This window comes from Rhodococcus sp. IEGM1339, assembly GCF_050321925.1.
Classification (GTDB): domain Bacteria; phylum Actinomycetota; class Actinomycetes; order Mycobacteriales; family Mycobacteriaceae; genus Rhodococcus; species Rhodococcus pyridinivorans.
In genome coordinates, this window is record NZ_JBNQFT010000017.1 from 96,941 (window position 1) to 109,924 (window position 12,984).

A 12,984-nucleotide genomic window follows, 5' to 3' on the forward strand; every position below is an offset into this window, starting at 1 on the left:
TCGTCGTTCCGACCAAGGAGTGCTTATGTCCCTCGACACCGTCAGTATCGACAAGGGCCTGTTCCGCGAGGTGATGGGCCACTATCCCACGGGCGTTGCAGTGATCACCGGACGCGCCGCCGACGGCGAACTGCTCGCCCTCGTCGTCGGAACCTTCAGTTCGGTGTCCCTCGATCCTCCCCTGATCTCGTTCATGCCGATGAAGACGTCCCGGACGTTCGACAAACTCCGGCGGTGCGAGTCGATATGCATCAATGTCATCGGGGGCGAGCAGGAGGATCTCGTCGCCACGATCGCCCGGCGCTGGGAGAACAAGTTCGACGGCATCGAGTGGTTCACCTCTCCGTCCGGCAACCCGGTTCTCGATCAATCGGTCGCCTGGATCGACGCACGCGTGACGAACACGGTCGATGCCGGCGACCATTGGATCGTCCTCTGCACCGTGAGCGATCTGGCGGTCACCAACCCCGTGGCGCCTCTGATCTACTTCCAGGGCGGTTACGGCAGCTTCGTGAGTACGTCGCTGATCGCTCGGCTGCAGCACGAGATCACCGATTCGATCAGCGCGGCGGAGGCCCTCCGCCCGGAAGTGGAAGCGCTCGCCCACTCGATCGGTTGCGAGGTCGCGCTGTATACGACGATCGGCCGGGACGAGATGGTCCGAGTGCTGTCGGCCTTCGGCCCCGGCGTGGAACAGACGAACGGACTCGCACGACGTATCCCGATCGTGCCTCCGATCGGCGACAGTATCCTCTTCGACCTGTCCGAGGACGAACAGGAACGCTGGCTGTCCAGGGCCATCGGAATCGACGAGGACACGAAGGGGGTCTACCGCCGGCGACTCGGTTTCGTACGCGCCCACGGATACGCGCTCTCGTTTCTTCCTCGAGAAGGCCGCACCGCATACGAGACGATGTGCGAAGCGACGCGACGCTACGAATCAGGTCTGCTCACACCCATGGAGGAACGTGACATCCGGACCGTGATCCCTGGGTCGGACGTCGACTATCGCGTTCAGGAGCTCGATTCCGACGGTCGCTACGATGTCGGGTCCCTCGTCTTCCCTGTACGCGATCCGGAAGGCCGCTGCACCTCGACCTTGCGTCTGGCTCAACTCCCGCTTCGGAGCACCGGCGCGACGGTCGCTGCATGGGTTTCGCATGCCAGAAGCGTCGTTGCAGCACTCGCGGGCGATAGACACCCCCACGGTTCGTAGGCAGTCGAATGCACCTCTTGTGCCTACATCGCTCTCGAGGGAACCGCTGTGGACCGCCCGACGGACGGACTGTGCATGATCGGACAAACGATCACAGAGAAGCGGTGTGGTCCTCGACGATTCGCTCGGCAATTCGAGCGACGGCGACGTTGAGATCCTGTGACAGCGTCCGCAGCATCACGAAGGCGCGGGCGGCATCGACACCGCAGCGCTGCATCAGAAGACCTTTGGCCTGGCCGATGGTGTCTCGGGTGCCCAACGCCGAGCGCAGATGCAGCTCCGCGCGTGCAGCAGTGAGCTCGGCGGCCGCCTGCGCCGCCAGTGCGATGCCCGGCGCTACCGCGGCACCGTCGAAGGCCTGCGGTTTCGATGCGAACAGGTTCAGCGAACCGGCAATGTCGGTGCGGGTGTGGAGTTGGAAGGACAACACGCTGCCGACCCCGACCATCAGGGCTTCTTCCGTGAACTGCGGCCAGCGCATCTCGGATCGGAGGTCGCTGCGGTAGACCACGCTCGTAACTCCGGCCGCATCGATACAGGGGCCACCGGCGTCGCGTTGGATCCGACCGAGTTCCCGGGACAACGACGAGGTCGCTCCGTGCGCCTCGAATGTGTCCTTGCCGATGAGCACGATGTCGGCGCACTCGACCCCGGCGATCGTCACCGCGGCGGCCGTGGTCACCGCACGCAGTGCTTCACCGAGATCGTGCCGTCCGCTCGGCGGTCTTCATAGATCTCCAAGGGCCTTGATCAAGATCTCGATCGATTCGGCCATGTTGGGAAGCCTCTTCCGCCTGTTTCACGATGCCGCGTGTCAAGGCGAGAAAGTGGCGGGCAAGATGCCCGTACCACCCACGCTACCCGCGATTGCCGGCACGGGAGTGTGAAGAGCACCCTCTGGGCGTTCGGCGGACGCCTCAGGAATGGGGTGGCCGACCGTGGGTCGGAGGTCAGAGGGTGTGGCCGAGGATGTGGGTAAGGGCGATCAGAGCGGCGAACCAGATGAGAGTTCCGCCGAGTGTGGCGAAGTCTGTGTACATGAGTGGTCTCGATCGTACGCCGGTTGAAGCATCAACGAAGATGTCCGCGGTCACAGTCCGTCACGCACGCGTTCGGCTTCCGCACGCTTGTCCCCACCGGGAATAGATAGCCATCGGGTCGCGTTGTGCTGGGCGGATCGGGTGCGTATTCGTGTCCCCCGGGCTCAACCCTTTGCCTTCACGGAAGTTCCGTTCGACTGGAGCCGTGTTGCGCCTTTCGCCGTGAGGCGACCGAACGCACCCGATCCCTTCACATTTCGTAACGCGAGTCGGCGCACTCCGCCACGCGAGCCTTCGCCACCGGATGCGCTTCCCGCACGGATGTGGCCGACCCGCCCCGGCGACCGAATACCACCGGGTTCGGCCACCGCTCCACCGGGTACCTCCGGAAGACACCGACAGGTCCGAAAGAACAGCAAGTGCAGGAGGACATGTGCCCACCAACTTGACCGCCACCGACCTTCGAGAACTCCTCGATTCGACGCTCGATGACCCCGCACTCGTTCTGGAGGAGGGACGCTTCCGCGTGGTCGGAGGTCAGGAGCTCACGGATGAGAACCGAGCGTTCCTCGTGGTCACCAGGGAAGACCTCCGCAAGCAGCTACCGCAGGATCGGGACCACGACGAGAGCGACCTGGAGCTACAGGCGGGCGTGCTCGGCTCGACCGTCGCGAACCTCGGCGGGTGATCGCCTTGTATCGGCTGCCGACCGGAACAGTAGGTGACACACTCGGAGAATGAGCGAAGAACCCACATCCGCGCCGGTCTGGAACTACCTGATGGACATGGATGGTGTTCTCGTGCACGAGGATCACCTGATCCCCGGTGCCGACGCGTTCCTGACGGAGCTCCGCGACACCGGTACGCCGTTCATGGTGCTCACCAACAATTCCATCCGCACACCCCGAGATCTGCGGGCGCGCCTGCTGCGCTCCGGCCTCGACGTGCCCGAGAAATCGATCTGGACCTCCGCGCTGGCGACGGCGACGTTCCTCGCCAATCAACGTCCCGGTGGCAGCGCTTACGTGGTGGGTGAATCCGGATTGACCACCGCGCTGCACGACATCGGCTACGTCCTCACGGACAGCGACCCGGACTACGTCGTCCTCGGTGAGACACGCACGTATTCCTTCGAGGCGATCACCACCGCGATCCGACTGGTCGAACGCGGCGCCCGGTTCATCGCGACCAATCCGGACCCGACCGGCCCGTCACGAGAGGGTTCGCTTCCTGCCACCGGGGCAGTCGCAGCGCTCATCACCCGCGCGACCGGCCGTGAGCCGTATTTCGTGGGCAAGCCGAACGCCCTGATGATGCGGTCGGCCCTGCGTGCGATCGGTGCGCACTCCGCACATACGCTGATGATCGGTGATCGCATGGACACCGACATCGTCTGCGGCCTCGAGGCCGGTCTGCAGACACTGCTGGTCCTGACCGGCATTTCGACCCGCGAGTCCGTCGAGCGGTTCCCCTACCGCCCGACCCGCGTCATCAATTCCGTTGCGGATCTCGTTGGGTCAACGGCAAACCCGTTCTGAAGAGTATCGGGGGTCCGAACTTTCGGCCGGATCCGATGAGGGTGGGCTTTTCATGCACCGAGAGCGAAGGCGACCAGGAATCCCAGCGAAGTGCAGATACCGACCCACCATCCGCCTTCTCGATAGGCTTCCGGCATCAACGAGTCGGCGATCACCGCAATGGTGGCGCCTCCGGCGAATGCCTGGATCAGCGGAATTCCCGCTTCCGGCAGAGAATCGGCGAACGCAGTGGCCACCACAACCACCGCCACCAGCAGAACGGCCGTCACGCCCCAGATGAGCAGAGCAGAGCGATGCGACAGAGCCGACCGCATCGACGCCGCACCCGCCACCGCCTCGGGGATGTTGCCAACCGCCACGGCCACCAGCAACACGATTCCACCGCTGCCGGCTGCGAGAGTGGTCCCCAACGCAGCATTCTCCGGAACGCCGTCGAGGAGGGCCCCGAGCATCAGCGCCCAACCCAGGGCTGCAGGGCCGAGCATGTTCTCGATCACGCGATCGGCAACGACATAGACGACGGTTCCCAGCATCAAGGCCCCGCCGGCCGCCCACAACCCCTGGTCGGCGAAGGCCGGGGCGAACAGTTCTGTGGAGACCGCCGCCACCATGGCACCGGCGCCGAAGGCCATCAACCCCGCGAGCACCGGGCGGGGCAGGTTGTAGAGCAGGCCGATCGCAGCTCCGAGGAACAAGGGCACGGCGGTCCCCAGTCCGTACCACAGGGCCGTCAACATCGAACCGAACCCCCGCGTCGGCACCGTCCTCTACTCGTTACGCTCATGTGTACCTCTTCCGTCCCGGCGACCGGGTACCCAGGGACGTCACCGCCGACCGACTCGGCAGGGTCACCTATAACGCGATGATCGACGATTCCGTCGGCAAGGACACGGTGCCCAGGCATAATTTGCTCGAATCAGCGAGTATCGGCCCACCCCATCGATGAAGCACCGAGTCCGAGCGAAGCATCGTGAAGGGCCGAATCGACCGGTGGAGGATTCGTGCGCATGGGCCGTGCACCGATTATTCCGCGCGCCGCTCATCATGTCGGCGCACACTGGCGTGCTCTGTCCGAGATCAGGGGCACCGGTGACCGGTTCGTCCCGGCCCTGACCGAACCCCTGCCGCCTGCTGCGCGGCGTTGGATCAACCATGCGGTGGCCGAGGGCACGCCGATGGCCGCAGCCGCACGACTCGAGATGTCCGGGCAGATCCGGCTCGGATCCTGGCGACCGTTCACCGCTGTCCAACTCCTCGCCCCGACGTCGGGATTCGTGTGGGCTGCGACCACTCGGATCGGCCCGGTATCAGTGTCGGGGTACGACCGCTTCACCGACGGTTGTGGCGAGATGCGTTGGCGAATAGGGGGAATCATTCCGGTGATGTCCGCGGACGGCCCTGATGTCAGCGACAGCGCGGCCGGCCGCCTGGCCGGGGAGAGCATCTTCGTGCCGACGTCGTTTCCCCTCGCACGGTGGCGCGGCGACGAATTCGTCGCCGCGGCGACCTGGACGGTGGCCGGCCGCAAGGAAACCGTGCGTCTGGATGTCGCCGAGGACGGGGCGTTGTGCGGGGTGCGGATGCTGCGGTGGGGCAACCCCGACAATCACGAGTTCGGCCGGTATCCGTTCATCGTCGCGGTCGAGGCCGAACACCGGTTCGGTGGCATGACCATCGCCTCACGGATCCGCGCGAGCTGGGACACGGGCACCGGCACGGACGGCGAGTTCTTCCGCGCCGAGATCACCTCTGCCGACTTCTTCTGACGGTCCACGAGGCCTGCCGCGTAAACCGACGTCGTCACTGTCTGCCGGGTGTCTGTGTGCGGTCCCGCCGGTCGGCCGTCCACACCGATTGCAGCATGTGCCAGTCGGCGGGATGCGCGGCGATACCGGCGGCGAACCGGTCGGCCAGTAACTGGGTCGTGGCTTCTACGCCGCCTGCGGTATCGATCGGGGCGTCGATGTGGAACCCCCAACCGCCCGGAGTGAACCAGCAGTGCACCGGAAGCAGCGGCGCACCCGTATCGATCGCGAGCTTGGCCGGGCCGGCAGGCATGCAGGCCGGTTCGCCGAAGAAGGTTACCGGCACGCCCGCTCCGGTCAGGTCACGCTCACCGAGGAGTCCGACGAACCGTCCCTCCCGGATCCGGGCGATCAGCTGTTCGAACGGTGGAACTGTGCCACCGGTGAGCGGGATGATCTCGAAACCCAGGCCTTCCCGGAACCGCACGAAGCGGCGGAACAACGATTCCGGTTGCAGCCGCTCGGCGACGACGGTCGGTGTGCCGATCCGCTGTACGATCCACACTCCCGCCAGGTCCCAGTTCCCGCTGTGCGGAAGCGCCAGCACTGCGCCGCGCCCAGGCGCGACGGCCTCGTGGATGTGTTCGAGACCGGTGGCCGCGGAGTCGATGGTCTCGGCCAGCCGTAGCGGATCCATCGACGGCAACCGGAACGCTTCGCACCGATACCGCGCGTACGAACGTAGACTCGCGCGCACGAGTTCGTCGGGCACCTGAGCGGGAGTGGTGGACAACACCCGAGCGAGGTTGCGTCGTAATTGGATCGGCCCGCCGTTTCGGGCCGCTCGATCCGCAGCCATCTCGAACAGGCGCCTCGCCGGTTTTTCCGGTAGCGCGCATACCGTCCACCAGCCGGCGGCGTACGCGAGGTCCCAGGCTCGATCCTTCATGCGCATCGAGTACCCCGAACGCGGAGGTCGACAACGATGACCATCACGACGGGCGCTGCGCGACGTTCATCCGATCGGCCACCCCGGGAGTCGTCCTGCTTCCTGCCACTTACGGTCCCACCGAGACAGTCTCTGCCGGTTCATCTCGACGTGGACGCCGAACAGCGTGAGCGCGCATGCCACGGTGCCGAGGACGAGAATTGCCAGAGCCGCACCGAGGGCCGCGAGCGCGTTCTCGATTCCGGTGCGGGGAACCGGCATGTAGTCACCGGTCTCGTCGACCCAGATGCGTACCGTCTCCCCTGCACGCCCGCGGGCTTCGAGTCCCACGCGGCCGATGTGCTCGACGCCGTCGACCTCCCACCGGGCGAGTGCCGGACCGGGCGACGACGAGGACTCGGCCAACGGGTTGGGGACCGACGCTTCGTCCGGATCGTCGTCGAGAACGAACGCCGGTACCCGCCGTCCTTCGGCCACCTGCTGATGTGACTGTTCGCTGAACTGCGCATACGACACGGTCCCGACGACACCGGCAACGGGCACCACCAGGAGCATCAGACCCACCAGGAGCATGAACGCGACAGCTTCGACGCGGTCGATTCCGCGCAGGAGCGGATTCGCGCTCCATGGCCGCAGACGCCACCACCGCACCGCCAGGGTGTCTTCGCGGATCATCACACTCTCCGGACATCGAGCTCCTGCCCCCGAGTGTCGATCGTGCGCGCCTGTAGATGTAGTGCCGAAGGTCGTATCCCAACCGGGTCCCCCTGCAACGATCGAGGGACCTCGGTAACGAACCACGCCCGCCCGCGAACAGAAGATCCGGCTGCCCGCAGATTCGCTCTGCCGACAGCCGGATTCGGTGTGCCGTATCCAGTTTCACCTATCCCATGGGCTGGGCGGCCGGTGCCTCGCGCGACAGGATCGGAAGCCGCGACGCGAACGGCAGAAGCACCACGACGACCAGCGCGACCATCAACACGCCGAGCGCCATGCCCGACAGCACGTCGTGGACGTAGTGCACCCCCACCGTCACCCGGGAGAAGGCGAGCACCGCGGCGAGCGGAGCGACCAGCCAGATCAGACGCGGAGCCGCGAGGACACACGCCGTGGCGAACGACGCCGCGATGACGGAGTGGTTCGACGGCCAGGACCAGTCACCCACCTCGGGGCATTCCAGCACCGTCTCGATCCCGAGTGCGCGACACGGTCGCGGCTCCGTCACCACGAGCTTGACGAGTTCACTCGACAGGTAGGCACCCACGACACCGATACCGCCGACGGCGAGGGTGCCGAAGCTGCGTCGATCGTTCCGCCACAGCCACGCCGCGAGCACACCGGTGAAGGCGACCAGGACGAGCAGCCCCTTGTCCGCGACGAGACCTGCGAGCGGTCCGAGGAAGGACCCCTCGACGGTCTGAGCGACGGACAGATACAGGCGGTCGCGCATCGGTACCGTCGCCGCCGCGAGAAGAGTCAGCACGAGCGCCACCCCTACGGCAGGGATGAACATCGAGCGGACCAACCGCGGGGATACAGGAGGTGAATTCTCGGTGACGACCATGACCGAAGACGCTATCGCGCCACCTTGCCCGGCGGCAGACCGGCTGGTCGGGCGGGGTTACGGGGAGCTTCGAGCCTGCGACGCGTCCCGTTCCGAGGCGACTGCAGGCCGGCGGACGAAGTGGCTTCTGCCTCCCGCCCGGGCGATAGGCTCGCACGCGTGTGGCGAACCTGGATCCTCTCCGCAGCGATGGTGGCCGTCGCGGCGGTCGTTCTGCTCACTGGCGCATTCGACGTGACCTCGGTGGTGACGGCAGTACTGCTCCTCGTCTTTGCGTGGGTCACCTCTCCCCTGTTCTTCCCCCATCACGTCGACGACGCGACCGCCCGTCGCGACGCCGCAACCCGCGGCGTTCCGGTGGTGTACTGGCGCCCGGGGTGTACGTTCTGCATCCGGTTGCGCGCCACCCTGCGCACTCGCGCGCGTCGCGCGATCTGGGTGAACATCTGGCGGGATCCCGCTGCGGCCGCTCGGGTCCGGGAAGTCAACGGCGGGAACGAGACGGTGCCGACGGTGTTCGTCGGCGACGTGTCGCATACCAATCCCGACCCACGTTGGTTTCGCGATCAACTGGTCTGACGAGCCGACCCCCGACACGAACGAGGTCCCGGATCCGTGTGGATCCGGGACCTCGTTGATGCAGAGCGGTCAGCGGCGCACGCCTCGGCCGGTGACGGCCTTGACGAGGAACAGCAGGATGACCGCGCCGAGGAGGCAGGTCAGGAAGCTGAAGATCAGTCCGCCGCCTTCGACATCCACCCCGAAGACCTTCAGCAGGAAACCACCGATCAAGCCGCCGATGACGCCGACGACGATGTTGAGAAGAATGCCCTGCTGGGCGTCGGTGCCCATGATCTTGCTGCCGATCCAACCGGCGAGACCACCGATGATGATCCAACCGAGGATTCCGAGTCCGAGCATGTGCAGTCCTTTCGTGAACACTGGCTAGTTCGACCCAACTCAGATACCCAGTCGTCCCACCAGTCACACCTCTCACTTCTGACAAGTTCAGAGTGGCACGAATGCGACGCCCGGAAGGTCGGATTCGACGGCTCCGACCGTGACACGTGCCGTCTGCCCGACCGGGACGGCTCGCGCTGGCACACTCGTGCGCATGACCCAGCCTCCCGTCACGATCACCGTCACCGGGCACGCCGAGCGCACCGTCGCACCCAACCGGTGCACGGTGGTGTTGCGGGTGCACGCCGACGGCTCGTCGCGCAAGCCGGCCGCCGAACCGGTGACCGCGGCCGTCGCCACCGTCACCGATCTCGTCACCGAACTGCACAAGCGCACCCCGAACCCGGTGAAGCGGTGGACCTTCGATCGGGTACGCCACAGCCGGCGGCGCCCGTTCAACCGCGAAGGTAAGAACCGGCCGTGGGTGTACAACTCGTCGGCGTCGATCACCGTCACCTTCCACGAGTTCGACGCTGTGGGTGCGTTCGTCGAGCAGGTCGCCGAACTCGAGGTGGTCACCGTCGCCGATCTCCAGTGGTGGATCACCCGCAAGGCGCGAAAGAAGCGACTCGCACAGGTCCGCGACCTCGCCGTCCGCGACGCCCTCGACAAGGCGAAGGCGTACACGACGTCGCTGGGCCTCGACACCGTTCGTGCGGTGGCCATCGCCGATCCGGGCATGCTCGGCTCCCAGCCCTCACCCGTCCACACGGGCGGCGCCCCCATGATGCGCACAGCGATGCTGCGTTCGGATGCGATGAGCGCACCCGAGTCCGCCGAACCCGCGCTGGTCTTCGAACCCGACCGCGTCACCCTCACCGCCGACGTCGAGGCGCGGTTCGAAGCGTCCCCCTAGCGTCGGGGAAACCTCGGTGTTCCGGACCCCGCTCAGCGACGTCGAGAACACCGAAACTCGAGCACCCTCCGCTCGATTCCTTGCGCGCCTTGTACAGACGGTGGCACGATGCCAGCACGCCGCCGATCCGCGCGGCCACAATCGAATAAGGCCCGCCAGGAGTTGCAGCTCCCGACGGGCCGGATGTCCGACTGTAAGGGAGTCGAACGTGGGTCAGAATACCCTGGCCGGCGGCGTGCGTCGTGGACCGCGCCTTGCCGCCAACTTCACCGTCCTCAGCAATGCCGTCATCACCGACGAGCGGCTGTCCTTCCGCGCGCGGGGTGTGCTCGTCTGGTTGCTGTCCAAGCCCGACGACTGGCGCACCCGCGCCGACTCGATCGCGGCACAGTCACCGAAGGAAGGTCGCGACGCGATCCGATCCGCTCTGCGCGAGCTCGCCGACCTCGGCTACCTGGTACGCGAGAAGATCCAGAACGAGCTCGGCCAATGGATCACCATCCAGACCATCTACGAACGTCCCGCCACCGACCCGGCGCCTGAGAATCCGACCGGCGGCAGCGCGGACATCGCAGACCCAGGCGCTCTTTCAAGTACCGATACACCAAGGACGGAAACCAACCGCACACCGCGCGTCGCGAAGACACCGCTCGGTCCGGCGGTGGTCGAGCTTGCGGCAGCCTGCAGGCAGGCCGGGCTCACCGCGACCTTCGTCTACCTCAAACCCGATGCGGCAGCGGCGATCGAAACACTCGTCGCCACACACGGCGTGCCGGCTCTGGTTGCGGCAGCGAAATCCGTGCACAGACCGGGCAATCCGATGCGACTGGCGCACGGATGGTTGCCGTTGTGGCGGTCGCTGTCGACGCCCCGTGTCCTCCACCCGAAGTGCGGCGACTGCGACGAGTACGGGTGGCTTCCCGATGACGAGCAGGGGCGTGCCGTGCGGTGCAGGTGTCGCGCGCCGGCTGCGGCCTGAGATCCGATGCAAAGGCGCTCGGCCGAATTCCGTTGACCGATCGGATGGATCGGTTGTCTCATGAGGGGTAGGTAACGTTCTGCGGTAGACAGTCTCGCCGAGCTATCGACGGCGAGGGATGGTGATGGTGTCGGGAACCCGTATCGAAGTGCCCGTCGACGACGGCGTGCTGTCGGGACTCGATTTCGGTGGCCGTGGGCCGGAAGTGCTGTTGGTCCACGGCAGCGGACACAACGCCGTCACTCGTGATCGCCTGGTGTTCATTCGTGCTCAGCAGAATGGCGTAAATTCCATTGCCCCAGCACTTGTCGAGGAGTACTACTGGACGCTGGCGAATTTCGAGATCCTCGAGGAGAAACACGGCGATGGCCACCACGATCGAACGGCCGGACGGCACGAGCATTCACGGTCCGGGCAAGCTGTCTGCGGAGCGCTTGCAGCACGAGCTGGCGTTGCGTCGACGTGCGCAGCGGATACCGGCAAGGCGACGTCACGACGGAAAAGGCGGGCGTCGGCAGCAGCGACGTGCCGCCGCCGGAGCGTGGTAACTCTGCCCAGCATCGTCGAGGCCGCGGCGTGATCGGTCAGCGGCGCGCCGGCGAGGCGAGAGGAGAATCCCGACGACCTCCGGCGACGGCACTCCCCCACTGGCCGATACAACCGGACGAGCAGGGGGCATCAGCACGATCGCCGACAGTGCGGCGATGGCCAACGAGAGGATGCCGCCGAGGGGAAATCCGACCAGAACGTTGAGCCGGGACTTCGCCAGATCCCGCACCGTCCACTTCTCTTCCACCGCCTCGGAGGAGAAGAACACCTCGTACGGAGTCCTCGCCGCACCGAACAACGCGATCGCGTAATACCGATATGCCGCCAGTTTTTCGCTGTCCGCCAGGGATGGAGTGAACACCTGGTTCGCGCGCTGCCCCCAGTCCGGGCCGAGAAGGAACACCGCCACTGCGAACATGACCAGGCACAGTCCGACCACCCCGGTGACGTTCTCCATCACCGAGAACTTCACCCGCCAGATCACCAGCCACACCGCCAGGGCGGCTACCGGAATCCACATCTTCGGGTTCACACTGCTCGCCAACTGCAACGCCAGCGCGATACCACCGACCTCGGCGGTCCACGTCGACAGGTTGATCAGAAACGACGCGCTCAGATTCGCCACTGCCATGCGCGGCCCGAGACGTTCGCGAATGATCTCGAAAGTGGCTCGGCCGCTGACCGCAGCGACGCGGCCGGACATCTGCGGAAGACACAGATTCCCAGCACGCCTACCGGCACCACCCAGGCCAGGACAACCCGAAACGCGCGCCCACCACGGCATTGGTGACCAGATCACCGATGTCGAGAAATCCCCCGATCGCGGTGAGGATTCTGAGAGCGACGGCGAAGAGACTTTTCATTCAACCGTGTTCGCCGCCTGCAGGACCTCGGCGCGCAGGGTTCCCTGGCCGGGGGTGTCCACCTCTCGATCCGCGGTTGCCGAGACGGCCTGGTCGACCTCTTAGAGCATGTCCGACAGGGCGGTGTCCGTGGCGGCGGTGGTGTTGTGACCGTCGGCGAAACCTGCAGGCTCAGCTGAGCCGAGACCGCCGCCGAACCGATCTGCTGCGCTGCCCGACCGAAATTGCCTTCCACCCCGCCGCGCATCGAAGCGCACCCTGATGCGAAGACACCCAGGAGCAGCGCTGCAGCGACCACAGAAAGCAGCACACCCCTGCTCCGGCGTCCACCCGTCTCATGCGAGACGCGCCGTGAAGACCACGCTTTCCTCAGCAACCTCACGATAGAGGCCGGTTTCCGTCGCCGGTCGGTTTCGACAACCGACACTCGCCGCGCTGTCGACCGGCGCCTATCGTTGTTCCCATGGATCCGCCCGTGACGCGGTACATCCAGCGCGACGGCGCCGCACTGGCGTATCAGATCGTGGGTGAGGGGCCACATCCGATCGCGTGGTTCTTCGAAGACATGATGCATCCGGACCTGATGTGGACCGATCCGCACTTCCACTACAACTTCGAACGTTGGGGGGTTACGTCCATGAGGATGGTGTACGAGCTGGATCCGAATGAGATGGCCGGCGTGTCGTAGCCGAACGAAAGACGGTCACCGCGTGATTCTTCGAGAG

At 65.8% G+C, this 12,984-nt stretch carries 14 protein-coding genes and 2 pseudogenes; 9 read left to right on the forward strand and 7 right to left on the reverse strand.

Annotated elements, in window-relative coordinates; all coding sequences use genetic code 11:
* Positions 1-25: 25 nt before the first annotated feature.
* Positions 26-1,216 carry a flavin reductase family protein gene (locus tag ACQR3U_RS16105; RefSeq protein WP_230810878.1) on the forward strand — a complete coding sequence of 397 codons (1,191 nt, stop codon included), beginning with the start codon at positions 26-28 and terminating at the stop codon, positions 1,214-1,216.
* Positions 1,217-1,307: 91 nt separating this feature from the next.
* Here ACQR3U_RS16105 and ACQR3U_RS16110 read toward each other — a convergent pair whose 3' ends face one another.
* Positions 1,308-1,544: an ANTAR domain-containing protein gene (locus ACQR3U_RS16110; RefSeq protein ID WP_372477652.1), complete on the reverse strand. Its 237-nt coding sequence runs from the start codon at positions 1,542-1,544 to the stop codon at positions 1,308-1,310.
* Positions 1,545-1,839: 295 nt separating this feature from the next.
* On the opposite strand from ACQR3U_RS16110, the gene ACQR3U_RS16115 reads away from it, so the two are divergent.
* From ACQR3U_RS16115 to ACQR3U_RS16125, 3 genes are all read left to right on the forward strand, one after another.
* Positions 1,840-2,103 carry a hypothetical protein gene (locus ACQR3U_RS16115; protein WP_397517625.1) on the forward strand — a complete coding sequence of 88 codons (264 nt, stop codon included), beginning with the start codon at positions 1,840-1,842 and terminating at the stop codon, positions 2,101-2,103.
* Positions 2,104-2,701: 598 nt separating this feature from the next.
* Positions 2,702-2,944 carry a hypothetical protein gene (locus ACQR3U_RS16120; RefSeq protein ID WP_267496984.1) on the forward strand — a complete coding sequence of 81 codons (243 nt, stop codon included), beginning with the start codon at positions 2,702-2,704 and terminating at the stop codon, positions 2,942-2,944.
* Between the two features lie 49 nt (positions 2,945-2,993).
* The gene (locus ACQR3U_RS16125; protein WP_006552097.1) at positions 2,994-3,794 is read left to right on the forward strand and encodes an HAD-IIA family hydrolase; all 801 of its coding nucleotides are present in this window, start codon (positions 2,994-2,996) and stop codon (positions 3,792-3,794) included.
* A 50-nt stretch (positions 3,795-3,844) separates the two neighbouring features.
* On the opposite strand, the gene ACQR3U_RS16130 is transcribed toward ACQR3U_RS16125, so the two are convergent.
* Positions 3,845-4,531 (reverse strand): ZIP family metal transporter, encoded by a 687-nt coding sequence (locus ACQR3U_RS16130; protein WP_039958072.1) that lies wholly within the window; start codon positions 4,529-4,531, stop codon positions 3,845-3,847.
* 270 nt (positions 4,532-4,801) lie between these two features.
* Here ACQR3U_RS16130 and ACQR3U_RS16135 point away from each other — a divergent pair, with 270 nt between their 5' ends.
* The gene (locus ACQR3U_RS16135; RefSeq protein ID WP_230810880.1) at positions 4,802-5,560 is read left to right on the forward strand and encodes a DUF6920 family protein; all 759 of its coding nucleotides are present in this window, start codon (positions 4,802-4,804) and stop codon (positions 5,558-5,560) included.
* A 34-nt stretch (positions 5,561-5,594) separates the two neighbouring features.
* Here the strand turns inward: ACQR3U_RS16135 and ACQR3U_RS16140 are convergent, their stop codons facing one another.
* The 3 genes from ACQR3U_RS16140 to ACQR3U_RS16150 form a co-directional block, all read right to left on the reverse strand.
* Positions 5,595-6,494: a phosphatidylinositol mannoside acyltransferase gene (locus tag ACQR3U_RS16140; RefSeq protein ID WP_230810881.1), complete on the reverse strand. Its 900-nt coding sequence runs from the start codon at positions 6,492-6,494 to the stop codon at positions 5,595-5,597.
* 60 nt (positions 6,495-6,554) lie between these two features.
* Positions 6,555-7,163, reverse strand: a complete 609-nt coding sequence (locus ACQR3U_RS16145; protein ID WP_230810882.1) for an Rv1733c family protein — start codon at positions 7,161-7,163, stop codon at positions 6,555-6,557.
* Positions 7,164-7,371: 208 nt separating this feature from the next.
* Positions 7,372-8,052 (reverse strand): phosphatase PAP2 family protein, encoded by a 681-nt coding sequence (locus tag ACQR3U_RS16150; RefSeq protein ID WP_230810883.1) that lies wholly within the window; start codon positions 8,050-8,052, stop codon positions 7,372-7,374.
* 159 nt (positions 8,053-8,211) lie between these two features.
* Between ACQR3U_RS16150 and ACQR3U_RS16155 the strand changes: the two genes are divergently transcribed.
* Positions 8,212-8,631, forward strand: a complete 420-nt coding sequence (locus tag ACQR3U_RS16155; RefSeq protein ID WP_006552091.1) for a glutaredoxin domain-containing protein — start codon at positions 8,212-8,214, stop codon at positions 8,629-8,631.
* Positions 8,632-8,700: 69 nt separating this feature from the next.
* Here ACQR3U_RS16155 and ACQR3U_RS16160 read toward each other — a convergent pair whose 3' ends face one another.
* On the reverse strand, positions 8,701-8,973 hold the full coding sequence (locus ACQR3U_RS16160) for a GlsB/YeaQ/YmgE family stress response membrane protein (RefSeq protein WP_019289453.1): 273 nt from the start codon (positions 8,971-8,973) through the stop codon (positions 8,701-8,703).
* Between the two features lie 193 nt (positions 8,974-9,166).
* On the opposite strand from ACQR3U_RS16160, the gene ACQR3U_RS16165 reads away from it, so the two are divergent.
* Together ACQR3U_RS16165 and ACQR3U_RS16170 are read left to right on the forward strand one after the other, a co-directional pair.
* Positions 9,167-9,868: an SIMPL domain-containing protein gene (locus tag ACQR3U_RS16165; protein ID WP_230810884.1), complete on the forward strand. Its 702-nt coding sequence runs from the start codon at positions 9,167-9,169 to the stop codon at positions 9,866-9,868.
* A gap of 208 nt (positions 9,869-10,076) precedes the next feature.
* Positions 10,077-10,847, forward strand: a complete 771-nt coding sequence (locus tag ACQR3U_RS16170) for a helix-turn-helix domain-containing protein (RefSeq protein ID WP_230810885.1) — start codon at positions 10,077-10,079, stop codon at positions 10,845-10,847.
* A 646-nt stretch (positions 10,848-11,493) separates the two neighbouring features.
* On the opposite strand, the pseudogene ACQR3U_RS16175 reads toward ACQR3U_RS16170, so the two are convergent.
* A pseudogene (locus tag ACQR3U_RS16175) lies at positions 11,494-12,259 on the reverse strand (Nramp family divalent metal transporter); the annotation flags it as partial.
* Positions 12,260-12,722: 463 nt separating this feature from the next.
* Here ACQR3U_RS16175 and ACQR3U_RS16180 point away from each other — a divergent pair.
* Positions 12,723-12,887: pseudogene (locus tag ACQR3U_RS16180) on the forward strand (adenylate/guanylate cyclase domain-containing protein); the annotation flags it as partial.
* Between the last annotated feature and the right edge of the window lie 97 nt (positions 12,888-12,984).